The sequence below is a fragment of the Paenibacillus thermotolerans genome, assembly GCF_028745515.1.
Lineage (GTDB): Bacteria > Bacillota > Bacilli > Paenibacillales > YIM-B00363 > Paenibacillus_AE > Paenibacillus_AE thermotolerans.
Window position 1 is genome coordinate 50,405 of sequence record NZ_JAQZSG010000016.1, and the last position, 25,035, is coordinate 75,439.

The window sequence follows — 25,035 nt, forward strand, 5'->3', positions numbered from 1 at the left end:
ACGCGTAGAAAGCAACCTCCTTGCAATAATATCGGCGCTCTACAGCGATTATATCGCATATCAAGGTGTATACTGTGCAAAAAAGCCATCCCAAAGCGAATTTTTAAACTTTACATTGCTATAGTCAAATGCCTCAATCAGCTTTCAGTTATTCGCCATATACTTATTTTATCTGATTGAATTTTCAGGGCAGTTCAATAATTTATGGTTTGAATGTTGCATCGCAATAAAGCAATTACGCGTTAAACGACGTGCTTGCAAGGAAATTTTCTAAGCAATACAATCAACCTAAATAAAACGCGATGATGGAGAGAGTAAGCGGATCTAGATTCTTGACAGGGACGGTGTGCCGACCGACTGAGAGCACCCGAATGGATTTGTCCGCCGAAGTTCACTCCGGAGCCGGTTGCTGAACGAGCCCTGTTTATTAAAGCTCGCTAGGCTTACACGTATTTCTCTGCGTTAAAGAGACGAAAGTGAGAAATGACGACACGCCCTATGGCATTCTTCATTTCTAATAAGGGTGGTACCACGGCTCCTCGTCCCTTGCGGACAGGAGCTTTTTTGTTGTTCAAAAAACATAGTAAGGAGCGATTTTCATGACTACACCTAGTTTGAAGCAATTAAGAGAAAAGCTGAACGTCATCAACCACAACCTTTTGGAGCTGCTGTCCGAACGGGCCCGGATCGCCCAAGAAATCGGAAACATAAAGGAAAAGCAAGGTACGCCTAAATTCGATCCCGTTCGCGAGAAGGAAATGCTGGCCGAACTGGCTGCCGCTAATAAGGGTCCTTTTGATGATAATACGATCCAGCACCTGTTCAAACAAATTTTTCAAGCGTCTTTAAATCTCCAGGAATCGGAGCATAAGAAGCATTTGCTCGTAAGCCGCAAAAAGCAGAAGGAAGACACTATAGTCTGCATAGGAGATGTATCCGTAGGAGGAGCAAAGCCGATCATGATCGCAGGTCCATGTTCGGTCGAAAGCTATGAGCAGGTTCGGGTCGTAGCAAAGGCGTTAAAGGAGGCCGGTATTGACGTCATGCGGGGAGGTGCGTTTAAACCGAGGACATCACCGTATGATTTCCAGGGTCTTGGAATTGAGGGCCTAAAAATTCTGAAGGAGGTTGCATACGAATTCGGTCTGAAGACGATTAGTGAAATCGTCGACCCAAGACATATCGAGCTTGCTTCCGAATATATCGATGTGATCCAAATCGGGGCCCGCAACATGCAAAATTTCGAATTGCTCAAAGCGGCAGGCGAGACTCGCACGCCCATCCTTCTCAAACGGGGGCTGGCTGCCACAATTGATGAGTTTCTGCATGCCGCTGAATATATCGTTTCTCGCGGGAACACCCAGGTGATGCTGATCGAGCGAGGAATCCGCACCTATGAGAAGGCAACCCGCAATACCTTAGATATTTCTGCGGTGCCTATTCTCAAACAGGAAAGTCATCTGCCGGTCCTCGTCGATGTCACCCACTCTACAGGACGTAAAGATATCCTTGCTCCGTGTGCAAAAGCGGCTCTCGCGGCTGGAGCAGACGGTATCATGGTCGAAGTACATCCAGATCCTGCTACGGCTTTATCCGATGCTGCACAACAGCTTACCATTGATGAATTTCACCGCTTTTATACGAATGTTAAAGAGTCCGGACTACTATAAATATTCAAAACGATTTATTAAAACCTGCAGTCAGGCGACTGCAGGTTTTGAAGTGGAAACAAAAGATAAGAATTAAATTTTGAGCTTCTTTTGTATTGCTGCAGCGATCAATCCAGCCAATAATCCCCAAATAGCATTGGTAACAAGCATACTAACGATAGCAAAAGGATTCGTGATCGGACCCTGTAACCGACCTTCAAGAATAGGTGATACGATCGCACCAATTACAATCGCAAATACCCCATAGGCGATACCGATAAATGTCAAATGAATCAACGGCTGGTTAACCCGACCAAACACGATTACCGCAATCCATATGAGGGTAATTACGATGGTGACGCCTATACTCGCGGTAGGTTGTCCGATCGGAGCCAGCGGGTTTGCGGGCTCCGTTTTCTAAATAAGTATGGAATATCACTAAAACAAAAACGGCTGCCCCCTTTACCGCAACCGCTTCTCTTAATTGTCGCAAATGCATTGCAGCAGGTACGATGATCCGATCGTACGAGATTTCATTGCAACATCTCAGACGGGGTAGCAACCATCCATACATGTCCGAATGGGTCTTCAATTTTTCCCACACGGTCCCCATGCGGCAAGTCCTGAGTTGGTCTAAGGGCTGTTGCTCCTTCATTCACAGCTCTTTGTATGGCATCGTCAACATTATCGACATATAAATAAATAATCACGGGTGTGCCCCCTAGTGATTTAGCTGCAAGATTATGCCCAGGAAATTCGTCGGCAATCATAATGCGCGCATCGCCTATTTTTATTTCGGCATGTTCAATTTTCCCGTCCTCCGTAACCATTCTACTTACCTCTACGGCACGAAATACATTTATGTAGAAATTTATTGCTTGATTAGCGTTATGTACTGCCAACATTGGGATTGCAGGAGTAGTATTCATATTTAACAAAGCTCCTCCAGAATACTAAATTTGATAAGAATAGTAGTCTTGTGAATGTACAGTTTTGAAACCAACAGATTCATATAACCCTAAAGCCCGGTCATTTTTCGTTTCGACTTCTAAATGTACAGAATGACCGGCAAAGCTTTGTACTTTTATAACCCGGATCAGCACTTTTCTGCCAATTCCTTTACCTCTATGCTCGGGTAAAATTGAAAAACCGTATATCCACGCTTGCCGGTCTACCCGATCCACACGAATTTTCCCTACCGTTACTTCGTTAACATCAATCATTAATATTTCAGTATCTTCATCCCTGTCGATCCTGCACTCTAATGCTTCGGCATCTTCTTTCCTCAGACCAAACGCTGTAACATTTAATCGCACACGCATGTCAAAATCATCCGCGCTTGCTTGTCGCAGTACAAAGCCGTCTACTTCTTCAAGAGACCTTTCCTGCCACTCCATTTGATGTTCTGAAAAAGCATATTCAGCACCTTGTTTATCTAAAAAGGCTTTTGCTGCATGTGATCCGGCAGGTGCGTTCAACAAGATTTTCTTATATCCGTTTTGATTGGCTGTTGCCATTCCTTGTTGGAATAATCGTTGGAAATGGCCTTTCCGTCGTTCGCTTGGTTTCACCATACCGCAAACTTCAACAGTAGAGCCAAAAGCATACAAACCTAAAAACGCTACAAGTACGTCATCTTCATAATGAAGAAAATCCAGCTGATTCGTTTCGCGTTTTCTTAGCATGTCCCAATTAAGCTTGAGCTGTAAATGATCGTAAGCTTCACACTCTTTTTGCAGTCGTTCAATATCTTCTAATTGTTGCGCAGTTAACATCGTCGTCTCCTTCAATTCTATGATACGGCGGCAGTTGTGGTTATTTGATCGGTCTTAGATCCCCAGTTTCATAAACAAATTGTTTCGTTGTATTTCCTTCCTCAAACAACGCATTAAACCGCTTTTCTTCATCGAGATGAACAGAGATGGCCTCCAACGCTTCGTTTACATTCGCAATTGAAAACTTATCCCCGTCCCACTTGTGCTTCCGTTTTCTACGGAGAAATAATTTTGTACAGGTGAGTTTGCCCCAAATACGCCTTTAATCCGTATAATTGTTTAATTGAACAGGCTTAATTGCTTAATGGAGAGCAATTCGTCATCCGGCTGCGTCGGTAAACCTCCGACGGCTCCCAGTTCATACACTGCATATAATAATCCGGTGATGGAATGTGCACAATTACTACCCATCCAAATGATATGTTAGCTGCACAACGCCGGAGGTAAACATTCTTGTATTAACCATTTTCAAATTCAACCTCTGTTTTATATCGATAAACAACGGTTTGCCTTCTCCTAAAATAACCGGGTGAACAGATAGTCTAAATTCATCAACAAGCCCTAAATTGATAAAAGTTGTAATAAGACTTGCTCCGCCATATAGCCAGATGTCTTTACCAGGCTTATTTTTTAATGAATTTACTTCTTCAAGAATATCGTCATTTATGAATATTGCTTTATTGTCGGTCCCCTTTTGCGTTCTGGAAAATACATATTTCTCTTTACTATGAACTATTTCCCATATTTCTTTATCAGTATCGGAATGTTCGATTTCTGGAGTAAATTGTCCCCATAAATCATAGCTCTTTCTTCCATATAATATAGTATCGATTTGATTTAAGAAATGAATAAACCCCATCTCGGAGTCCATAATGCACCAATCGACTTCTCCATTTTTCCCTTCAATAAAACCATCTAAAGTAACTGCTAAATCTAAAAGGATTCTTCGTTTCATAATTCGCTACTCCTTTCGTCGATTCACCTCCCATTATAGACCATAAATATGTCGCCTTATGTCATATTAAACGAAACGTATCTTTTTAACTAAGCTAAGACCACCCTCACCGGGTGGCCATAGCTCTACTCTTTTTTCCGATTAACGCGTTTGCCTCACCATGATTCCATTGCCATACGGGTCGTGGAACGTGAAGCATGTCATGCCCAACCGTTCCTTGATATCGGTCACGTCCGATGCGCCTTTTGCGGTTACGTGGGCTCTCGCAGCTTCGACGTCCGGCGAATCGATCACCAGAGCAGGAGCGACGCGCAGCTCGAGCTGCAGCTTCTCGTAATACACCTTGCCGGTCTGTGACAACCGGTTGTCGTCAAACAGCAGATCCGCACCTTTGTCCATCGCAATGCTGTTCAACCCGTGGACCGCCGGATCCGGGCGGACGTCTTTCCTCAAAAAGCCGGCATACCAGTTCTCCTTCTCGGCCGCATTGTCTCCATGCGCAACCACACGGCTGATCTTCGTAAGCAGCGGGTGCGCATCGCCTGCAGGCTCCTGCGGCTGCTCATGCGATACAGCCCAGCAGACCATGTTCCCGCCTACGGTGAAATGTGCGACATCGGAAAAACGGTACAACTCACCGACATGCGAATAGCCCATGCCGGTGCAGAAGTCGTACGACGCGTCGATATCCCGGACCGACTCGAACATGATCATCGGCGGGAAGCCCCACATATTGCTGTCGAGAATGATTCCGGTGCCTTCGAACGATACGCCCCAGTAGATGCCCCCTCCTGTCTTGTCCGGTCGAATCGGCTGTTCGAACAGGTCCGCGTACCATTCGACGGACGCCTTCAGATCGGATACGGGCAAAAATACGGTTTTGATGACGGGCTTAATCGGGTGTGTCAAAGCTTACACTTCCTCTCCAAAAAGTCGACTTCACCACAAAGACACATCGAACCGCAAATCTCTATCAATCCGCCAAAAAAATATTACAGCCGTTCCAGCGCAGCCTCCAAACAGGCCGCCGCCTCCGCCTCCGCCTCCATCAAAGCCTTGAGCTCTGCCGCCATATGTTCCCGGTTAGACGTTACGCCGCCTATTCCGAACGGGAAGGACGGATACAACTGCAGCGTGGTCCGATATATATGCTCGTATAATTGGCTTGCGACCGCCAACAGGGGCCGCGCTTCGCTGCGAATGCTCCGGTCCTGGGAGAGACGTTCCAGATAACGGAAGGCATGCTCACGGGCTTCCGACAGGAGAGCCACCTGGTAGGCGTGGCCTAGAGGATCCAGTCGGTTTTCCAAAACTGCGCTCTGCCATTCCCGGTAAGCGGCCTGACCGAACGCAAAACCGGGTACGCGAGGCTCGTCCCCTCGGATCTGCTTCACGATGCCGGCAAGGACGGTTCGGACGGAAGCGGGCGCACCCGTCCGCCTGTCCAGAACGGCCGCAAACAGCCCCGGACTTTCAGGGCTTCTGCCCAGGCTCTCGTATGTATAGCGATTCACCCCGGGCCGGTGGCTGCGTCCGAACAGTACACGCTCCGAATCGTCGTACCCGTAGATCAAGTCGAACTCGTTGATCGTCAAATTCCATACGATGGCCGGCCTGCCCGCCTCCACTGCGTCATGGATCAGCCTCAGCACGCCTACTTGCTGCTCCGGCACAATCTGCTGTCGGCCGGGACGCCCGAAGCATCGGGCGCTCCACCCGATTCGTTCCGCGGCACCGTAGAAGGCGAAGCTCCAGTCGAACGTCGACAGCCCTCGCCAGTCGCATCCTGAGGAAATGCCGAGCCGAAACGCATCGCCCGTCATCCCCATTATCGCCGTAAGCGGCCGCTCCGTATCGCCGCCGTACCGCAGCACTTCGAGCAGCGCCACGGACAAGAGCGCATACGGCCGTGAAAACCGGGGCTCCTCAAGGACGATCCGACTCGGTTTGCCTTCGCGGCGGCGGCAGGAGAGATAACGGTCCGCTTCTATGCGATAACGCTCCTCGTTCAGCTTCGAACGGGAACGTGAAATCAGGTTATAGACGTTGCTTCGCGTAATCCCGAGCGACACCGCAGCTTCATCCGGCTGCAGCCCCTCCTCCATAGCGTCCATGACGCGTTTCGCGTTGCCGCGCAAAGCGGCGGACGAGCGGTTGGCCGTTTCACGGCGCGTTTCGCTGACGAGCAGCTCCTTCAGCGGTTCTTCCTGAGGGCTGCCCAGGTACGGATGTGCCGATTCGGGCAGATCTCCGTACGGCTTCGTCCGGTTCTCTGCTCCGCGCAGCATATTGATCGCCGTCCGTCGAACGAGCTTCTTCAACCAGGGTCGAAAGCTCCCCGGATCCCGAAGTCCGGGAAGCTTGGCTGCCAGCCGAAGGAACGATTCCTGGACCGCATCCTCGGCAAGATGAGCGTCCCGTACAATATCGCGTGCCCACAACACAGCCTCCTGCCTGTACGCCGCGATCAGCTGCGTCAGCGCGTCCTTGTCGCCCGCGGCTGCGCGCGTAATCATATCCGTTTGGTTCATATTGTCCGACCTCGCCTCCGGTCCGCCGACATTTTCCATCCACTGTTCACTAAGCTAATGCCGATAAAATTCGTCACCACTACATTACCATCAAATTTGGAAATTTGTATATGCATGATCGTTGCGGATTGCTGAAAGATGCCTAACACTTGTCCTCTATCACAAACATATTATGTTATTGCTTATTGCCAAAGGAGGCGATTTTATGCCGGGAAAGTATCTGATATACAAATGGCTTTATAACAGTGCGTTTATTAGGCCCTATTTGCCGGATACGGCCCTATGTGACGAGCGCACGCTGACCTCCTACCTTGATCAATATAATACCGTTTATATAAAACCCGAGGATGGGTGTCAGGGCATTGGAATCATAAAAGCGTGGAAGGAAGATGGCGGATATTCGTACATCGTGGAACGCGGCGATCCTATATATTGCGCCTCCATAGCGGAAATGTACCAAAAACTGTTTTCCGGTAACGGGAATCCGTACATTGTTCAGAGGGCAATACAACTTGCGCAAATCAATGGGCGACCGATCGACATTCGGGTCATGATGATGAGAGATGCGAACAAAAAATGGAATTATGCAGGCATGTTAGCTAAGTTGGCAATGGAAAAAAGTATCGTTACGAATGTATCTAGAGGCGGAAGTATTCTTTCGGTTGATAAAGCACTAAATAAATCTCTCGGCATTAGCGGCGATAAATTAGAAAGCATGAAAGAAGAAATGATTCGTCTCTGTTACGTTTGCAATAAAGTTTACAGCCGCTATGTTTATCAATCGGAAATCGGCTATGACCTGGGGGTTGACCAATCGGGGAAAATTTGGTTCATTGAAGCGAATCGCGGTCCGTCGCGCGTCGGATTTGCAAAGCTCAAAGATAAGACGATGTACAGGAAAATAAGGCAGTTGCAATATGAATACAGAAATAGAAATAGTATAAAAAGGCCCCCCGATCATTCAGGCGGCTGACAGAAATCGCCGGCCGCCTAATTGTTTAATATATCGTTCTTCCTCTTTCATCAGGCACGCCGGATTTTCGATAGAAATAAGTGTTAATCACATCGCGCCAATGCTTCGCATGGGCGGCTTGCTCTTCCAGCCGTGCCGACACGTGCGAAAATCTTTCTTCGTCGATCTTCCCTTCCAAAGCCCGCCACATGTCAACCAGCCGCTGCGCTTGTTCCGCTCCTTCGAAGTGCGTGTCGTAAATATGCTGAATGACGGTTTTCCCGGACTTCAACCGATGCGAATACGGAACATGATGGAAAAACAGCAGCAGCTCGTCGGGACATTCGGTCAACGATTCATACGTTTCCGAGTTCGGGCTATTGTACTGCAGCGTATAGCCCGTCCCCGTCGCAGCGGTACGGTCTACCCCGATTCCGTCGCGGTCGGCGAAATGGTACGTCCCCCAGCGCGAGTATTCGTACCCGTCGACGTCCGGACCGTAATGGGTATTCGGAGTAACCATCCAACCGACGCCGAGCGGCGCCGTATAATTTTCGTATATACGCCACGAATTCATCAGCATATCGCTAATAACATCCGTTACCTGGTCGTCATCGCCGCCGAAGGTCATTCGAATCCATTCCTTCGCGATGTCCTCAGCCGATAAATCGGGGTTCCAAGCCAACCGCCCATACCCGTAAAGGTTCGCTTGAGCCAGCGTATGACGTGTCCAGTTATCGTCGCTCCCGACGTTGGAAACCGCCGCAAAACCGCCGTGCTTGGCGCGAAACAGCGTTCCGTCGACAATCCTTTTGACGGTGGAGCCTTGACCGGACGCATAAGTGTCGAAATCAAGCGCCTCCTTCCACTGAGGCACCAGATAGCAAAGATGCCGCTGCTGGCCCGTGTATTCTTGAGTGATCTGGAATTCGATGAGCTGATTCGTCTGCGGCATCGCCCCGAATAACGGAGAAACCGGCTCGCGCACCTGAAAATCCATCGGCCCGTTCTTGATTTGCAGGATGATGTTATCGCGAAACCTTCCGTCCAGCGGCGTGAAATGGTCATAAGCGGCTTTCGCCCGATCCGTCGTCCGGTCTCTCCAATCCTGCATGCAATTGTATACGAAGCAGCGCCAAATCAGCAGTCCGCCGAACGGCTCAAGCGCATCGGCAAGCATATTGGCCCCGTCCGCATGATCGCGGCCGTAGGTGAACGGCCCGGGACGATGCTCCGAATCAGCCTTGACCAGGAAGCCGCCGAAATCCGGAATATGCTCATAAATACCGGCGACCGCGTCCCGCCACCATCGTTTCACGGTTTCGTCCAGCGGATCGGCCGTCGATAACCCTCCGGCTTGGATCGGTGCCGCAAAGTTGATGCTCAGAAACAGCCGAATCCCATAGGAACGGAACACGTCGGCCGCAGCCGCCACCGACGGCAGCAGCTCCCGGGTAATAAACTTGGTCTCCTCCGCGTGCACATTCACATTATTGATCGAAATCGCATTGATCCCTACCGATGCCAGCAATCTTGCATAGTCCCGCACTCTGTCCAAACGCTTCGTAATGCCGCCGTTTTCGTAAAAGAACGATTTGCCTGCATACCCGCGCTCAATGCTGCCGTCCGCATTGTCCCATTGATTGATCATCCGAAGCGGATTCGCGGGGTTCTCCAATACGTCGAGCCGATCCGGCACCCGGCCGGTTTGAATCCATCTGATGAGATGAAATACGCCGTAAAGAACGCCCGCGCCGCTCCCTCCGATGACAAGCAAGGCACGCCGTCCGACGACGCCTTCAGGAACGGCTTTCAATCGATATCCTTCCGGACTTATGGACGAAAGCTCATCGGCGTTCACGCCATATTCCGCCCAAAGATCGGTATCGGCCGTTCCGACAACCGTGAAGCATCCGTACGGCGGCGCTTCCGTTACCGTTGCCGGCTGCAGTCCCGCCGTTCTATAGACCGCATCGGTCAACTCTTTGACAGCCGTCGCAAGGGCGGGCTCGGAGGCTGCCGACCGAACGACGATGCTGCCGAGCCACTGTTCAACCCGATCGCGGACTTCCTCGACCGCTTTCCGGTATTGCAGCCATGCCGCGTACGATGTGCTCGTCATACGGTCTCCTCCGAACGGGCGAGTCCGGCAACCTTCCGGAACGATCGCTTCGCTTGATGCTGCGCATCGAACAGGAACGGCCAATTTTTCCTTCCGCGAACCGGGAAGTGATCCAGCCAAGTATAGTCGTCCGCCGCTCCCCAGAACGTAACGGCGGTGATGTGCTTGCTGTACTGTTTAAACAGCCGGAAAAACTGCTCGTAGCGCTCCGCCTGAAGCTCGAGCATGTCCGCGGTCGGTTCGGTCAGATCGGTTCGGCGGTCGTCGAAACGGAATACCGAAACGTCCATTTCCGTAATTTGCAGCTGGAGATCAAGAGAAGCGTACCGCTCGATCGCCTCTCGAATGGCATCGATCGAAGGATCGTACAAATTCCAGTGGGCTTGCAAGCCGACGCCATGGATCGGGACGCCGTTCTCCTTTAACGACCGAACCAACGCATATATTTTTTCTCTCTTTCCCGGGTTAGACTCATTGTAGTCATTGTAGAACAACAACGCTTGCGGATCCGCCTCATGGGCGTATTCGAACGCTTTCGCGATGTACTCCTCGCCCGCGATTTCAAACCATTTGGTCGGACGGTACAGCTCGGGCCCGTCGTCGGTGACCGCTTCATTAACGACATCCCAGCAATATACAACGTCCTTATATCGGCCTACTACCGTATCGATGTGGGACTTCATTCGGGAGAGAAGCGTTTCGCGGCTCGCGAGGCTTCCGTCCGGCTCTTGAAACATCCAATCCGGGGTCTGATTGTGCCAAACGAGCGTATGACCCCGCAGCTTCATGCCGTTCGCTCTCGCAAACGCCGCAATGGTGTCGGCATTGTCGAACGTATACTCGTCCTCTGACGGATGAAGGCTGATAAACTTCATATCGTTTTCCGCCGTGATCGAATTATAGTGAGTTGTCAGCAGGCGGCCCTGGCTTTCCAATGTTGCCGGGCTCACCGCCGCCCCGATTAGGAAATGCTCCTTAAACAGCTCATGCAATTTAGGCAGCGCTTCGTTTCCCATACTCTCCATTCGTTTCCCCTCCCGTATCGATTTCGCCGATTGTCTCTACATCGCTTCCCCCAGCTCGAGCAGCTCCGTAACCGTTACAAGCTTATAGCCTTGATCTGCCGCCTCTTTTACCAGAATCCTAACGGCTTCCACCGTTTGCGAGCGGTCGCCGAAGCCGTCGTGATAAATCAGAATCGCGCCGTTAGCCAAGTGCTTTCGGCTTGTTTTCACGATGTGGTCTACCCCCGGCGCCGCCCAGTCCTCCGTGTCCAAATTGACCGCGCCGATCATGCGGTTGGCGATCGTTTTGCAGATTGTGACGATGTCTTTGGTGTAATCCAAGTAAGGCGGGCGAAACGTTGCCGGCAGCTTCCCCGTCAGTTCCTTCGCAACTAACGCGGTTGCGGCGATTTCGTTCATGCTTTCGTCAGCGCTCAGCTTGGACAAGTAAGGGTGCGTCAACGTATGATTGCCGATCTCGTGCCCGTGCTCATGCACTTGACGAACCAGCTCGGGGTACTTTTTCATTTGATCTCCGACCATAAAAAATGTCGCCTTTCCCGATACGCTCTTGAAAATATCGAGAAGCTCCGAAGTATATGCCGGGTCCGGCCCGTCGTCAAACGTAAAAGCAACGGCCTTATGCTCCGTATTTACTTTGCGTATAAGTTCAGATTTGTTCATGGGCGTACCCCTCCCGTTTGATCGGCATCGGGTCCCGAAGCTTCAGTCGATCGCTCCGGCCCCGGTGCGTTGCGCTTTCAATGTATTTCGGTATTCGCTCGGCGTCTTCCCCTCGACCTTCTCAAATTGCGTAACGAAGTAATCCGAGTTGCTGAAGCCGACCCGGTCGGCAATTTCGTAAACCCGAAGCTCCGTCTGGCGAAGCAGCTTCTTGGCCTCCTGCACTCTATGCCGCAGCAAAAATTCGTTAAAATAAAAACCGTACGATTTCTTGAACAGCTGCCCGAGGTAAACCGGATTCATATAAAACTTCGCTGCAATGGACTTTAAGCTCATATTTTCGTTGTAATGCGTTTCGATGTACCTTTTCACCTTTTGGATGCTGCCCTTGCCGTTCTTTTTGCGCTGCTCCGCGATGTAGCTTGCGCTTTCCGAGACGAACGTGGAAACCATCGAGCGCAGCTTGAGCAGGGTGACCGGGTGCTTTAGCGCATCCAATACCGGCTGCAGCGCGGCAAGCTCCCTTTCGTCGCCGTCCATTTCCTGCAAGGTGCGAACGATGCCCATGACGCATCTTGAAATCGAAGCTCCTACCGCATCCGGTGTGAAATACCGGTCCCGAAACGCATCGAACAGCTCGGAAACAGCCTCGTCCAATCGGTTGAAGTCCGACTCCTCGACCGATTCCAACAACCGGTGGTACAAGGCGTTATCCAGCTCGATATTTTGTACGGGAATTTCCGCGATATCATCGAACAATACGGCCTTGCTTTCTCCCAGTGCGTATTTACGCAGCCGAGCCTCGTTTGCCGTTCGCAGCGATTCCTTCAATTGGTCTAACCGATACGCAACGCTGCCGCCGTAAACCATAACAGTGCCTTCCATGGAAGAAGAGAGCCGCTCCTGCACGGACTGTATATAAAGGTTCCAGTCCGTTTTGGCTCCTCGCTTGGAACAGGCGGCGATAAAGCCGTAGACGCCCCGCTGCTGTTCGTGCAGAAGCACCTCCGGATACCCCGTGTATTCGACGATCGTTTGAGAAAGCGTTGTTTTTATGTGGCGGAGGCGTTGAAACAAATCGGCTTCTCCAAAGTCGACCGGTAAATCGTTGACCTCTACGATGAAATATCTCATCGCTTGCCCTTCCACGATCCCCGTCAGAACGGCCAGCTCCATCATCAGCTTGGAATCGGCGCGCCCCGCCAAGAGCTCTTCGAATTTCGTTTCATTGGAAAGGGAATCGGCACCCGCATGGGGCATCTGCTGCGTCAGCCGGTCCAAAGCCGCAGCCAGCTCCTCTTCGTCGATCGGCTTTAAGATGAAGTCCTGTACGCCGAAGCGCATGGCCTGCTGTGCGTATTTGAAGTCGCTGAACCCGCTGACAATAATGAACAACGGTTCGTGCCGCTCCTTCCCCTTGACGGCTTGTATGAGCTGCAGTCCGTCCAGAACGGGCATGCGAATATCCGTAACGACAAGCTCGGGGCGCTCTCTTTCGATCCACTCGAGCGCCTCTTCGCCGTTGCCCGCTTCAAGAATCGTATCGAATCCGAATTGGCCCCAATCGATTAATTGTTTTAAGCCCTGTCGTGCGTATACCTCGTCGTCCACCAACAATACTTTACACACGATCGGTTCCCACCCCGCAAACGAAATTAAAACGCTTTCATTCCTTTCCAACAGTATACACCGGAATGGAGATACATTCACCTTCGCAAAATTTAGATTTTCCTTAGGAAATTAACGGGAAAAGTAAATAACGAAATTCGTATACGGGGAAGTACATTTTTGTTTTACAAAAGATAAAATGATCATCAGGCTTCCAAACATGCAGATGATCAGCACGATATCCTCTCAGCCACAACTCGCCGTTAATTCGTCTTAGATAAAAACCTTTTGGAAAATCATCGTCTTCATAAAGTATTTCGGTTGCTATTGTGATGGAGCCAAATGGAGCTTGGTTTTGCTTTAAAGGATAACCTAAATAACCTTCAGGCTGATCCAGATACTCCAGTCTTAGGTGAGGTCCCAGCTCAAGCGGACAAAATTCCAACCCAAGTTCTCCGGCTGTCCTAAAAATTTGAGCCGTAGTAGCTCCATCGGGAAAACCAAGATCACCGACGGTAAGTTCAACGGTATGCAAGCTGTACTTTGTATCGGAAGTCGTAAATTTATCATCAGCTAATAGTCTCTCTCCTGCCTCATTCATCAAGATCGAATAATGTTTCAATTTCTCGATAAGCTGCGATTTCGTAAGTCCGCCAACCTCCACGACCCTTTCAACAACTTGGCAATTAGGGTATATTTGCCCATTTCCATTGCGCATTCGTGTCACTCCTAATGAAATGGTACATAAGCTGAAAATCGAATCATTTTATATTCACCGTAGACCTCACCAAAATAATGATTTTTATCAACTACATTTATTTCCTCTGTGACTACCCGCATTTGCTCCTCCGCGAGAGTTTTATTCTATTGTTCAAATACAAAGCCTATCCCCTTTGCTCACTAATTAAAGGTACATTTTTAGACCTTCATGTGTTGCCTGAAAACCTAATGTTTTGTAAAATTGGAGAGCTTCTGGTCTCTTTTTATCTGTTGTTAATTGAATCACTTTGCAACCACGTTCCTTTGCACGCTCGATTGACCAATTAATTAACTGAGAGCCAATTCCCTTCCCGCGCTCGGAAGATGAAACTCGGACACCTTCGATTGTAGCTCTCCAACCTCCTTGATATGTGAGGTGGGGAATATATGTGATCTGTAGAACACCTACTACTTCTTCATCGCTACAAGCCACAATTAATTCATTATTTGGGTCAGCACTAATCGATTGAAACGCTCGTACGTAGTTCTCTGGCAAAGGCTGCTCATACTGTTCCCTTTTATTTCCTAATACATCGTCCGCAAGCATATATACAATTTTATCCAGATCTTCAATCATGGCCAGTCTACATGTTATTTTTTTTGTATCCATACATCCTCACAGCTTTTCCCCCATGCTACGATATTTGAAAAATTTTATCCGTACCCACAATAATTTGTAGCATTCTCATATAACTATCGAATCAGTTAGTGTAATCATAAATTAGGTGAACTCAATCAACTTCTTGTCTATCTCCTCAACCGCTCCAATATCCGATATACCATCCCACAGAATAATTGATTTAGCCTCATCGTTCTCAACAAAATCATCAAGCTGATTTATTTGACCCGAAAACAAAGCGCCATATTCTGTCCTTTCAGGGCCATGAAAACTGGGTTGGAGTCTAAATTTCATTAAACCTTTGAAGTTAATCTCCTCGATTGATTGATTGGTTTCCTCGAGAAGTTCTCTAATAGCACACTGCTTAGCGGTTTCTCCTTGTTCGATGATTCCACCAGGCAATTCCCAACTGTTGCTCCATTTGTTATACAGGAAAAGGTGCTTTCCCTGGCAAGTCACTACAATTAAAGCATGCGTTAGCGGGGCATCGAGTAAGGCAACATTAATCTGGTCCTCTTCGATTTCAAAGAATTCTAAGAAAACATTCCCCTTGGCATCTTTCATGATTACCATTGCTTTATCCCTCTTTTTCTTTAGCTATTGAGACAAAAAACACGCTAGACCCTTTGGCCTGCGTGCTGTTTATCACAGGATAGTAATCGCGAAGAACGTTAACCCATCCTTAATTTTATATGAATGTGTTAACGCTTGTCGTGATGATAGGATTGTGCTGGATCAGATAAAAGTTCGATTCCCTCGTCAACATTATGGTAATAATAACCACAATGCCATATTTTTTCAACAAACAAGTAACATTTTTATTGAATATTACTGCCCTTGCGTTCAATGAAGGCTTGCCGCAATACGAAATATACGATGAATAGCTCACGGTTAGATCGGATTCCCGTCAGAGTTAATCGGACTACCAATTCATTGGAATGCAACGCCAGTGTAAGCTTCTGTTATAACGGCGTGAACAGAAAGGACATCCCGCCACAAAATAAGGGATTGAAGCTATGCCAGCATCCGACAAAATCATCTCATTTTGATTTGTACCAATATAGCGAACGGACCAATTGAACACTGCCACATCTTAAGCTCACTTTTTCCTATAGACGATGGCCTTAATTCTTTCTTCACTTAGACAGTACATTTCGGACAATTTCGAAATATCAAAGCCGTTCCTAAATTGCATAATGATTTCAACGTTTCGTTGCTCCAATTCCTCTCGAAGCCCGCTTTCTGACCCCCATAACTTACGTTCTGCATTCGGGATATAAATATGGGTCCCTTGAATATATTTCTGAATTTCCCTTACCAGTTTTTCCGGTAAAACTTTATTAGCATTTACATATTTACTCATAATGTCTTAACCATCATCACATTTTGATCGAATAGCTGAAATCCTTCTGCGGATAAAGACAAAAGAGTAATGAAGTTCTGAGAAGAAACCCTAGCCCATGCTGAGTTTACTCCAATCTGCTGCATGGAAGCTAGCGTTGCTTGAATAAGATTACGCACTTCATATTGTGAAACTTCATATTTTGCTCTAAAATGGACCCCGAAAGCGGTTGCGAAATATTGATCATCCTTTTCCCACACTCTGAAGTAGGAGATACCTTTAATTTGCTTATCATTATCATATAAACCCAAGAATACATGCTCTGGCGTTAACTGCGCAAAATTCCCGCGATATTCTTCCGCAAGAAAATATTCCTTATCTTCCTCTAGTATTTCAGATATTACCTGTATATCATCATTTGAAGCCACTTGAATAGAGCTAAGATCTAGATGCTCTGGCGGCACCCATGAATCAAGGTTGCGATGCTCGGCAAATACATGAAAGAATTTATTACAATGATAATTAAAGGACTCCCAGAGTGTGATTTGGTCATTTCGTATTTGTCCGAGCGGCATACTTGTGCCTTGATAAATTCGCTTACCGCCTGCTTGTTTCACTTCATTTTCACACTTTTCAACCAAATGTGCCAACAAATGATCACATTCCTGCTGAATGCCATAGCCATATATAAATCCATTTTTTGTATCCGTTGAAATACCTACGGATACAAATGCAACGATTACTCCGTTTTTCTCTGCAGCAAATCCTTTCAACCGAAGGTCTTTTAAGATATAAGGTGCTCCATTTGTCGATTCAGGGAATAACAGTTCTTTCCAATCATCTTTCCTATAAGAAATATTGTTTTTATCCAACTGTGCTTGTTTATTCGCAAAATGTGTTTGGAAAAACAAGCGCTCAATAAGATCAAAGTCGTCATCGGGTTTTATGGGCCGTATAGAATAATCCGTCGCTGGCATTTTCAAGCCTCCCTTACTTTTATTTATATCATGCCATACAAGAGGATAAGGAAATATGTCAAAGTCAATTATATAAAAATCTCAACATAAACCAGGTTACTAAGAAATGCACTGCTTGTTGTGCTATCCGTTTGTTGAACGGAAATTAAATAAGCGATGGATCGGCTCCATCGCTGTGCTCTCGTATGCATTAGCTCAATAATAACATTTTCACTTTAAGCTAGCATAAAAATTCGGTTGTAGCTCATTTCTTTCCCTAATATAGTCAGATAGCCTCCTAGAACTCCCGCGCCCTACACTCAATCAGAAATCGCCGTAGTATCCAAGTCGGATCCTTTATGACCGGATTCATCGTCGCCTGCATCTCCGCGATAGCGGTGTCAGAGTTAGCGGTTAGGACTATGACGCTTTTCAGTGAAGGGACGACATAGATATACTGCCCGCCGTAACCGGAAGCAAAGGCAAAGTCCAATCCATCAACGCAGCCGACCCACCAAAGGTAGCCGTAAGCGGCATAGTCGGGCCAGCCCGCGGATTGTTTGGCGAAGGACGCGTCGACCCATCCGGCGGGGAGGAGGCGCTGGCCGTTCCAGATGCCGTCCGCCAAATACAGCTGGCCGAAGCGAGCGAGGATACGGGGTGTGAGAAACATATTATTACCGCCCCAGTTTACCCCCTCCGGAGCCTGTTCCCACCAGACCGGGACCGGGATGCCGAGCGGCCAGAATAACTTGCGGCTGGCGTAGTAAGAAAGCGGTACCTGCGCCGCCATCGTCAGAATGCCAGACAGTAGATGCGTGGAACAGGTACAGTAAAAGAAACGTTCGCCCGGCGAGTGGACGAGCGGCTTGTCGAGGATCGCGCTGGTCCAATTCCTACTTTTCCAGATATCTAGCATCTCTTGGCTGTTCTCCTCGACTTGGATGCCGTGTGTCATCGTGAGCAGATTCCTAATAGAAACGCCCTCGATGTTAGCTAGCCACTTCTCAGGCAGATTCGGCGACAGGTCGGAGACGAGCTGATCTACAGACGCAATAAGACCGTCCCGGATGGCGATGCCGACGAGGGCATTCATGACGCTCTTCGTGATGGACTTGATGCTGTAAGCAGCGGCTTGATCGGCCGGCGGTTCGTATCGCTCATAGACAAGCTGCGCATCCTTAACGATCAGGAGGCTGTAGAGACTCGGAAACGTCTCGAGAAGTGTTTCATAAGCTTGATCCAGTCGTCGTGCGTCCAGTTGGGCGGACATCGGTTCCATCATCGTGAATGGGACGTATTCTTCGATTCGGTGCATAGGTATCCACTCCTTCTGGATGAAATGATTTTACTGCCTACAAGTTACCGTATGCCAGCAACTGTCTTCCAATATGTCCATGCTCGTATATATCCACTCGCGTCCGTCCCGTGTTTTAAACAGGTTGCTATTCTAGCGTACAACGCTAACAGAACGTCTTGAGCAAGAAACTCTCGATCACTCTCCGACAACAACCGTGGGTCCAGTCCGCGAAGCGATGACGTCAATGATTCCATGCTCAAGTCGTCCGGCGTCGAGCAGAACGCGAAGAGTGCGTCGTATATTGGCGGACCGATCATCGGCGACGGGTCTATCAGCCCGACCAAGCCCTCGTCGCAGAACAAGAAGTTATGCGCTCCGCAATCGCCGTGTAATAAATATGCTTCAGGTTCGTGTCGATCCCGTTGAGCATCGACCAACCGCAAAACAGCGATGTGATCGTCCTCGGGAAGAATAGTGCCGATTCGGCGACGCGCGTCCCCGACGCGGCGTTCGATGAAGTCCGCCCAATTCAACGTCAAAGGTTCGTCTAACCACCCCCACCCAGGGGCAGGCGAAACCTGCCGATAACTATTCAATACGTTCCTAACTAAATGTCCCATCCACTCCCATTTAGGTATTGAGGTCGCTTCCGTGCCGGGCTTGCCAACGGTGTAGTCGTATACGAAATATCGATATTCGGGATCAATGTACCGAACCTTCGGCATCCATCCCCCAGCAGCATATTCCTGAAGGAAGGCCGTTGCGTTCCTGTTATATACCGGCTCGTCGTACTTTAGTACGAAGCGAGGACGATTGTCCGTCAAAATTGCAAAAACACGACCGTCTGTCTTGCCCGTCATACGCGATGACAAAACACTTGACTTAGGGATGATCCCTTGGTTTCGCAGCAGATCGAGAACTTCTTCCGGCTCAAGATCTTGTTCCTTCAGCGCCGGGTCGTATTCGTGCGCCAAAATGCTCATTATCATTAGTGTTTCATAGCCGGCTTCGGTACGGCATGCGTCGCGCATCGTCCCTTCAACCCGGAAACCCATCGATTCGTATAATCGTCTCGCTCTCATATTCCGTTCCCTTACATCCAGCCAAAGCCGTCTCGCGTTCCGTTCATGAAACGCGAACCATTGAATCGCTTGGATCGTTGCTTTCCCGAAACCTTTCCCTTTATCAGTTACAACGAGGCGAAGCAGTTCGACGGTGCTGCGGGAAGCCGCTGTTCCTAGCAAAATAGCGAACCCGACACGTGAACCCCTTGCGTCTTCAATTATCAAATGCAGCATATCCTCGGAATCTAACGCCTGTTTGTGTCTCTCAAAGCTCCATGGCGCAATATAAGGACGGTTCGCTTCATCAAGCTCGGCCGCGACCACGTAATTCAAGTCCTCTATGCTGCTCGTTCTGCGAATCGTTATTTGTTCGTTATGAAACAAAGTATCTGTCATCTTTCCCAAAATCCTTTCATAAAAAATGCTTGGGTAAATTCTGCCTGTTATTAAATGAAAATATCAAATTCATTCACATAAACCGCGTTACCGGATACCTCCACAACATTGCCGTTATCCGATACGGACACTTGAATCCTACCGTTCCTTCCGATTTCATGACCCTGTTCGATAAGAAGTTCTAATGAAGGAACGTTGTTATCTACGTACCTGGAATAGTAAGCCCCCATGACCCCGGAAGCAGTGCCTGTAACAGGATCCTCAATCGTACCCGAAAACGGAGATGAAAAATGACGCGCGTGCATGTGCGCATTAAAATCGTAAGTTTCCAGACAAAACGGGTGGATGGACGATCGGGGCATTTCCTTCAGCACATCAGGAAAAACCTTATTATTTGGCTGCATTCGTTTGAATGCGGCTAGAGTTTTAATGGGAACCAACAATGTCCATGTACCTGTGCTGCCGTACAACGTGGGAAGTTGCGTTTCAATATCGCTTTCTTCGATGCCCATCGAACGAGCCAAATCGTTAAGAGAACCATTAAACACTTGAAACTGGGGAACAGCCTGTCTCATGGTGATAAAAAGCCCGCCGTTTACAGTGAAACGTACCGGCAAGACTCCTGCTTTTGTTTCAATCGTAAGATCGGTTTTATCACCCAGTCGCCCCATTGTTTGTAGGGCATATAAAGTGGCCATCGTCGCGTGCCCGCATAGATTGATTTCATGTCCTGGCGTAAAAAATCGGATTCTGACATCTGCTTTATCGGATTTTAAAGGGAAAGCCGTTTCATTAAAGCCGACCTTCTCCGCGACTTCCTGCATTTGCTCCTCCGAGAGAGTTTCGCCGTCAAAGACGACCCCCGCTGGATTTCCCATATTCGGAATATTGCTGAATGCATCGTAATGGTAAACTTTTACTTTTTTCACATGTCCACCGCCTGTCCGTTTGTACCTATTATCTTACCAATTCCGGGTGGTGTAGTGATGAAATTTATTGAAGATAATGGCCCGGACGGTGATGTAAATAAAAAAAGCGATGGAACTATTCCATCGCCTCCATCGCCTGTTAATTCAACGACTTACTTCCGAAAATTGCGTTCACCAAGGTAAATCCAGCAACAAATGAAACGATTCCAAAATTATTAATAATTATCATCCAATACGGAATAGGTATGCTAAACGTCGTAGAGGTTGCAGTCATCGTAAAAAAAGAATATACAATGGGACTGTAAAAAGAGAGGATTAGGCACGGAACGCATATACTTAAGAGTAACTGTAAATTAACTTTAAAAAACCATTTTTTAACGAAAAGCAGTGAAAGATATATACCGAACAAAAAGGGTACAGAAGAAGTAAACCATAATTGAGGAGCGAGATTAAAGGTGGTACCAACAATTTCCTTTACTGCTTGTTCATAATGGTGAAATGCTACAACCAATAAAAATAACCCCAATAACCAAATGATTTGGAAGCCAAATCTTAACCAGTTAAAAGACATAATGTCCCCCTTTCGCAACCTCATCCTTCTGCGGCTAACAAATTTAATTAGTTCTTCTTGATTTATCAAAATGAACATCCCCCTCTATAGGGAATATCACGCGCCGACGTAATACTGCGCCTGCGCATTCCACAGTTCAGCGTATTTCCCGCCCCGATCGCTTAATAGTTCGTCGTGGGAGCCGCGTTGAATAAGCCGTCCTTCGTGAAACACGGCGATGTCGTGGCAGAACCGGCAGGACGAGAGCCGGTGGGAGACGAAGATGGCCGTTTTGTCACCGATCAACTCATTAAATCGGGAATAAATCTCAAACTCCGCTATGGGGTCCAAAGCTGACGTCGGCTCGTCAAGTACCACAAAAGGCGCATTTTTGTACAGTGCCCTTGCCAGAGCCACCTTTTGCGCTTCGCCCCCTGAAATTTCAACGCCGTCGTCGGAAAAATCCTTGTGCAAGAAGGTATGAAGCCCTTTGGGCATATTCTTTAACTTTTCGCCGAACCCCGCCATAATAAGGGACTCCTCCGCCATTTTTGCGTCATAGTTCTCGGCGGCGGCAACGTTATGGCCAAGCGACAATGAGTAGAGTTTAAAATCTTGAAACACAACGCTGAAAACACCCATATACGCCGAATAGTCGTACTCCCTTATGTCAATGCCATTTAATGTGATAACACCCTCTGTAGGTTCATAAAGCCGGCATAGGAGTTTAATCATTGTTGTCTTGCCGCTGCCGTTCATCCCTACAACGGCAAGCCGCCGGCCGATATTAAACTTCATGCTAAGGCGCTCAATGGCGTATTTGTCGGCGCCGGGATACTTAAATGACACGTCGCGAAACTCAAACTCCAGTTCGGTTTGCGGGATTCGTCTTTTTCCGCCGCTTATTCGCATGTTGTCCGGCAGGTCAAGATAGTCGAACAAAAGTCCGAGATACTGGTTGTTTGTAATAAAGTTCCCTAGAACCGAGACAAGCTTGGCCAGTGCGCCGACAGCGCCGGTAACCGCGCCGATATACTGAACCACGCTGCCTAAGGGATACATACCATATAGCGCCCGAAGGCCGATAAAGAGATAGACGCAGCCGCCTAGCACAGCATTGATAGCTGCCGCCAACGCGTTGTTCTTTCCGAAATAGTCGAAAATTTTGTACCAGAACTCTGCTCCAACCGATTTTTTGTAGTGTTCCTCGATCGCGGACGCCTGTTTATAAAGGCGAATGTCCTTCGCGGCGTTCTTAGCCTGCATATATTCGTTAAAAAAATGTACATAGGTGTTTGACTTCGGGTTTTCCTCAAACACCTTCTTCTGGATCCTCTCCTCCCTCTTCTTTAGTACATAGGTAAAGGGAAGTATAAGAAGGATGAGAAAGATCAGCAAGCCGGTGGCAAAAGGAGACGTTATAAACGTATGCTCGTATGAAGAGGCGGATGAAAACATGCCGATTACCAGCACGATAGACGCCGCAAGTTCAAAAACGGGCTGCAATAATTCCGGCAAACTGTAATGCAAGCGCATAATGCCAAGTCCGTTACCGTTAGTCTTGGCTTCAATATCCGCCAACGTTTCGTTATTTTTAGCATCTTCCACCTGATCGTAATTAAGCTGCATATACCGGTGACCTAAGAAAAAGTAGAAACGCGCCCACAAAGTACTGTTTAAGGTCGTAATCCGGCGCGACACCGCGGCGTTTACAGCCGAGAGGATAAACGCGAGCCCTACGGCAAGCGCGACGTACAGCGTAATGCGTTCCACATTGCGCGCGCCGGCCAGCTCGTTAATGATCTGGGCAGACAGGAAGAGCACCATTAACGGCTGCACAGCTTTAATAAAGGATGTGACGAAAGTAAGAGGAATATAGGTTGGCGTTAAACGATTTACAATGCCGTATCCGCGACGAAGGTTACGCCAGATGGAGCGATTCTTCATTTTCGGCAACCTCCTTATCCTTATAGTAGTGAGACTGGACCTCAAACATCTCGGCATATTTCCCGCCAAATCTCATTAGCTCATCGTGCGTGCCGCACTCGGCAATGCCGCCGCCGTCGATTAACAAGATCCTGTCGCAAAAACGCGTGCTTGCCAGCCTGTGAGATATGTAAATCGATGTTTTGCCCGCAGTCAGTTCGGCGTAACGCTGATAGATCTCGCTCTCGGCAATAGGGTCAAGCGCAGCCGTAGGCTCATCCAAGATGATGACCGGCGCGTCTTTATACAGTGCGCGCGCCAGCGCCAGCTTCTGCTTCTCACCGCCTGAAAGCTCGATTGCGTCGTCGTGCACACGCCTTACAAGAAGAGTCGATTCACCCTTCTCAAGTCCGCTTACCTTATCCATAAGTCCGGATAAGTATAGGCATTTCTTTACCTTCTCGTAGTCTGTCTTATCAGGAGACTGTTGCGAAACGTTTCCGGCAATATCGCAGCAGAAGAGATGAATATCCTGAAACACCGTGGAAAACAGTGTGAAATAATCATCCCTGTTATAGCGCGTAATGTCGACGCCGCTGAGCGTAATTTCGCCGCTTGTGGGCTTATAAAGCCCGCATAAGAGCTTAATAAACGTCGTCTTGCCCGCTCCGTTCGCCCCGACAATGGCGATGCGCTCTCCCGGCTTTATTTCAAGATCTATGCCGCTAAGGGTCGGCTCCTTCGCCTCCGGATATGTATATCCGACGTTTTTTAGTGTGATTGCAGGGGGGAGCATGTCGCCGGACGGCAGCTTATGGCCGGCGCCGGTGTTTGAAATATCGGGTACGTCAAGATAAGCGCGTATGTCCGACAACTCGCTTAAGGCTCGCATAAGCTCGCTGGAATGTGTCAAAATGCCCGACAACCAACCCGCAAACGCTCCAATGGCGGCAAACACGAGCACGAAATTGCCCAACGTCATTTCGCCGTTTAGCAGCAGGTAAATCAGAAACGCGTACGCCGCGCCGTCGCGCAATAGGCTGAGCGCGGCATCCGAAAGCTGCGCCTTCATATCACCCGTCGCTACCTTTTTCTCTTTTTCGGTACAGGTAGCGAGTACATTTTGAAAAATGCCGCTGATCAGGCTGCTAAGGCCATAAAGGCGCACGTCTTTACCACCGGACGGCTCTTTCGATACCTTCTGGATATACCACAGCTTGCCCTGAAGCTTTGACCGCTCCTCGCGCGTGTCCCTCTCGATCTTGCGCGCGCGGGAGAGCGCCAGCCAGTTGATTCCAGCCGACAGTGCAAGAAAGAGAATAATAAGGGGGTGTACCGCAACAATAACCGTACCATATGTAAGAAAACCCAATACGTTCATTGATAGCTGCGACATGGTGCGCGGTACGTTGGAGGAAGGAGAGTGATTACTTTGCATGGCTCGCCACGCCTTTTCCCCCAGCTTGGCGTATCCGGGGCTCTCCAGCACCTCGAAGTCCATGACCAAATGCTTATGCATGGTGATTTGAAGGTGTTTCAATATGCTGATGGTGCCCACTGATTCGTTGGTGATGAGATCGGCGTAGCTTTTCGCGCAGCTCAGCACGGCGAGTAGAAGAGCCATAACGCCCACCGACAGTATAAATTCGCCTGGCGTGACGCCTGCCGTAATATTGTCGATGACAATTTTGGGCATAAGTATACTGACAAAGGGCAGACCGACACCGACAAGCACCGAGATGACACAACAAATCAGCGTTAGCGGCCTTGCCCGCCAATGAAGCCGCATGGAGTAAACGATGTTTGACCACGCGGAGTACGCCGCTTTCTCTTTTGCCACAATAAAACCTCCTTATTTGATTAATGAAGCATCGGCTAAAGTCGATATTGCTGCAGGATATCGCCTTAGCGCAT

At 48.5% G+C, this 25,035-nt stretch carries 22 protein-coding genes; 2 read left to right on the top strand and 20 right to left on the bottom strand.

What is annotated here, in order from left to right; translation table 11 throughout:
• The first annotated feature begins 599 nt into the window (after positions 1-599).
• Entirely contained in the window at positions 600-1,670 is a 1,071-nt protein-coding gene (locus PT964_RS14575) for a bifunctional 3-deoxy-7-phosphoheptulonate synthase/chorismate mutase (RefSeq protein WP_274364092.1), read from the top strand.
• 72 nt (positions 1,671-1,742) lie between these two features.
• Here the strand turns inward: PT964_RS14575 and PT964_RS14580 are convergent, their stop codons facing one another.
• The 6 genes from PT964_RS14580 to PT964_RS14605 form a co-directional block, all read right to left on the bottom strand.
• Positions 1,743-1,970 (bottom strand): hypothetical protein, encoded by a 228-nt coding sequence (locus PT964_RS14580; protein WP_274364093.1) that lies wholly within the window; start codon positions 1,968-1,970, stop codon positions 1,743-1,745.
• Between the two features lie 212 nt (positions 1,971-2,182).
• Positions 2,183-2,578: a VOC family protein gene (locus PT964_RS14585; protein ID WP_274364094.1), complete on the bottom strand. Its 396-nt coding sequence runs from the start codon at positions 2,576-2,578 to the stop codon at positions 2,183-2,185.
• Between the two features lie 24 nt (positions 2,579-2,602).
• Positions 2,603-3,424: a GNAT family N-acetyltransferase gene (locus tag PT964_RS14590; RefSeq protein ID WP_274364095.1), complete on the bottom strand. Its 822-nt coding sequence runs from the start codon at positions 3,422-3,424 to the stop codon at positions 2,603-2,605.
• A 403-nt stretch (positions 3,425-3,827) separates the two neighbouring features.
• Complete coding sequence (locus PT964_RS14595) at positions 3,828-4,379, bottom strand: dihydrofolate reductase family protein (protein ID WP_274364096.1); 552 nt, start codon at positions 4,377-4,379, stop codon at positions 3,828-3,830.
• A 141-nt stretch (positions 4,380-4,520) separates the two neighbouring features.
• Positions 4,521-5,288 (bottom strand): VOC family protein, encoded by a 768-nt coding sequence (locus tag PT964_RS14600; protein WP_274364097.1) that lies wholly within the window; start codon positions 5,286-5,288, stop codon positions 4,521-4,523.
• Between the two features lie 83 nt (positions 5,289-5,371).
• Positions 5,372-6,910: an RNA polymerase sigma factor gene (locus PT964_RS14605; protein ID WP_274364098.1), complete on the bottom strand. Its 1,539-nt coding sequence runs from the start codon at positions 6,908-6,910 to the stop codon at positions 5,372-5,374.
• Positions 6,911-7,115: 205 nt separating this feature from the next.
• Here PT964_RS14605 and PT964_RS14610 point away from each other — a divergent pair, with 205 nt between their 5' ends.
• Positions 7,116-7,883, top strand: a complete 768-nt coding sequence (locus PT964_RS14610) for a YheC/YheD family protein (RefSeq protein WP_274364099.1) — start codon at positions 7,116-7,118, stop codon at positions 7,881-7,883.
• 25 nt (positions 7,884-7,908) lie between these two features.
• Here the strand turns inward: PT964_RS14610 and PT964_RS14615 are convergent, their stop codons facing one another.
• The 14 genes from PT964_RS14615 to PT964_RS14680 form a co-directional block, all read right to left on the bottom strand.
• Positions 7,909-9,984, bottom strand: coding sequence for an alpha-glucuronidase family glycosyl hydrolase (locus PT964_RS14615; RefSeq protein WP_274364100.1), 2,076 nt, complete (start codon positions 9,982-9,984; stop codon positions 7,909-7,911).
• On the bottom strand, positions 9,981-11,009 hold the full coding sequence (locus tag PT964_RS14620) for an endo-1,4-beta-xylanase (RefSeq protein WP_274364101.1): 1,029 nt from the start codon (positions 11,007-11,009) through the stop codon (positions 9,981-9,983). The genes PT964_RS14615 and PT964_RS14620 overlap by 4 nt, the downstream gene beginning before the upstream one ends.
• Positions 11,010-11,045: 36 nt before the next feature.
• Entirely contained in the window at positions 11,046-11,672 is a 627-nt protein-coding gene (locus PT964_RS14625) for a polysaccharide deacetylase family protein (protein ID WP_274364102.1), read from the bottom strand.
• 42 nt (positions 11,673-11,714) lie between these two features.
• Entirely contained in the window at positions 11,715-13,301 is a 1,587-nt protein-coding gene (locus PT964_RS14630) for a response regulator transcription factor (protein WP_274364103.1), read from the bottom strand.
• Positions 13,302-13,404: 103 nt separating this feature from the next.
• On the bottom strand, positions 13,405-13,998 hold the full coding sequence (locus tag PT964_RS14635; protein WP_274364104.1) for a helicase: 594 nt from the start codon (positions 13,996-13,998) through the stop codon (positions 13,405-13,407).
• Between the two features lie 186 nt (positions 13,999-14,184).
• A complete protein-coding gene (locus PT964_RS14640; RefSeq protein WP_274364105.1) occupies positions 14,185-14,649 on the bottom strand; it encodes a GNAT family N-acetyltransferase in 465 nt (154 codons plus the stop codon).
• Between the two features lie 111 nt (positions 14,650-14,760).
• The gene (locus PT964_RS14645; protein WP_274364106.1) at positions 14,761-15,231 is read right to left on the bottom strand and encodes an NUDIX domain-containing protein; all 471 of its coding nucleotides are present in this window, start codon (positions 15,229-15,231) and stop codon (positions 14,761-14,763) included.
• A 526-nt stretch (positions 15,232-15,757) separates the two neighbouring features.
• Positions 15,758-16,021: a CD3324 family protein gene (locus PT964_RS14650; protein WP_274364107.1), complete on the bottom strand. Its 264-nt coding sequence runs from the start codon at positions 16,019-16,021 to the stop codon at positions 15,758-15,760.
• Positions 16,018-16,977: a hypothetical protein gene (locus PT964_RS14655; RefSeq protein WP_274364108.1), complete on the bottom strand. Its 960-nt coding sequence runs from the start codon at positions 16,975-16,977 to the stop codon at positions 16,018-16,020. The genes PT964_RS14650 and PT964_RS14655 overlap by 4 nt, the downstream gene beginning before the upstream one ends.
• A gap of 277 nt (positions 16,978-17,254) precedes the next feature.
• The gene (locus PT964_RS14660; protein ID WP_274364109.1) at positions 17,255-18,274 is read right to left on the bottom strand and encodes a serine hydrolase domain-containing protein; all 1,020 of its coding nucleotides are present in this window, start codon (positions 18,272-18,274) and stop codon (positions 17,255-17,257) included.
• Positions 18,275-18,318: 44 nt separating this feature from the next.
• On the bottom strand, positions 18,319-19,716 hold the full coding sequence (locus PT964_RS14665) for a GNAT family N-acetyltransferase (RefSeq protein ID WP_274364110.1): 1,398 nt from the start codon (positions 19,714-19,716) through the stop codon (positions 18,319-18,321).
• A gap of 50 nt (positions 19,717-19,766) precedes the next feature.
• The gene (locus tag PT964_RS14670; protein WP_274364111.1) at positions 19,767-20,645 is read right to left on the bottom strand and encodes a PhzF family phenazine biosynthesis protein; all 879 of its coding nucleotides are present in this window, start codon (positions 20,643-20,645) and stop codon (positions 19,767-19,769) included.
• 667 nt (positions 20,646-21,312) lie between these two features.
• Complete coding sequence (locus tag PT964_RS14675; protein WP_274364112.1) at positions 21,313-23,142, bottom strand: ABC transporter ATP-binding protein; 1,830 nt, start codon at positions 23,140-23,142, stop codon at positions 21,313-21,315.
• Positions 23,117-24,961 (bottom strand): ABC transporter ATP-binding protein, encoded by a 1,845-nt coding sequence (locus PT964_RS14680; protein WP_274364113.1) that lies wholly within the window; start codon positions 24,959-24,961, stop codon positions 23,117-23,119. Before PT964_RS14680 ends, PT964_RS14675 begins: the two co-directional genes overlap by 26 nt.
• Between the last annotated feature and the right edge of the window lie 74 nt (positions 24,962-25,035).

Bases quoted from the DNA above. Each gene is read 5' to 3' on its own strand.
- PT964_RS14590 (WP_274364095.1), bottom strand. From the start codon at position 3,424: ATGTTAACTGCGCAACAATTAGAAGATATTGAACGACTGCAAAAAGAG.
- PT964_RS14650 (WP_274364107.1), bottom strand. From the start codon at position 16,021: ATGAGTAAATATGTAAATGCTAATAAAGTTTTACCGGAAAAACTGGTA.
- PT964_RS14655 (WP_274364108.1), bottom strand. From the start codon at position 16,977: ATGCCAGCGACGGATTATTCTATACGGCCCATAAAACCCGATGACGAC.
- PT964_RS14645 (WP_274364106.1), bottom strand. From the start codon at position 15,231: ATGGTAATCATGAAAGATGCCAAGGGGAATGTTTTCTTAGAATTCTTT.
- PT964_RS14675 (WP_274364112.1), bottom strand. From the start codon at position 23,142: ATGAAGAATCGCTCCATCTGGCGTAACCTTCGTCGCGGATACGGCATT.
- PT964_RS14595 (WP_274364096.1), bottom strand. From the start codon at position 4,379: ATGAAACGAAGAATCCTTTTAGATTTAGCAGTTACTTTAGATGGTTTT.
- PT964_RS14585 (WP_274364094.1), bottom strand. From the start codon at position 2,578: ATGAATACTACTCCTGCAATCCCAATGTTGGCAGTACATAACGCTAAT.
- PT964_RS14605 (WP_274364098.1), bottom strand. From the start codon at position 6,910: ATGAACCAAACGGATATGATTACGCGCGCAGCCGCGGGCGACAAGGAC.
- PT964_RS14620 (WP_274364101.1), bottom strand. From the start codon at position 11,009: ATGGAGAGTATGGGAAACGAAGCGCTGCCTAAATTGCATGAGCTGTTT.
- PT964_RS14610 (WP_274364099.1), top strand. From the start codon at position 7,116: ATGCCGGGAAAGTATCTGATATACAAATGGCTTTATAACAGTGCGTTT.
- PT964_RS14665 (WP_274364110.1), bottom strand. From the start codon at position 19,716: ATGACAGATACTTTGTTTCATAACGAACAAATAACGATTCGCAGAACG.
- PT964_RS14635 (WP_274364104.1), bottom strand. From the start codon at position 13,998: ATGCGCAATGGAAATGGGCAAATATACCCTAATTGCCAAGTTGTTGAA.
- PT964_RS14575 (WP_274364092.1), top strand. From the start codon at position 600: ATGACTACACCTAGTTTGAAGCAATTAAGAGAAAAGCTGAACGTCATC.
- PT964_RS14625 (WP_274364102.1), bottom strand. From the start codon at position 11,672: ATGAACAAATCTGAACTTATACGCAAAGTAAATACGGAGCATAAGGCC.
- PT964_RS14615 (WP_274364100.1), bottom strand. From the start codon at position 9,984: ATGACGAGCACATCGTACGCGGCATGGCTGCAATACCGGAAAGCGGTC.
- PT964_RS14660 (WP_274364109.1), bottom strand. From the start codon at position 18,274: ATGCACCGAATCGAAGAATACGTCCCATTCACGATGATGGAACCGATG.
- PT964_RS14640 (WP_274364105.1), bottom strand. From the start codon at position 14,649: ATGGATACAAAAAAAATAACATGTAGACTGGCCATGATTGAAGATCTG.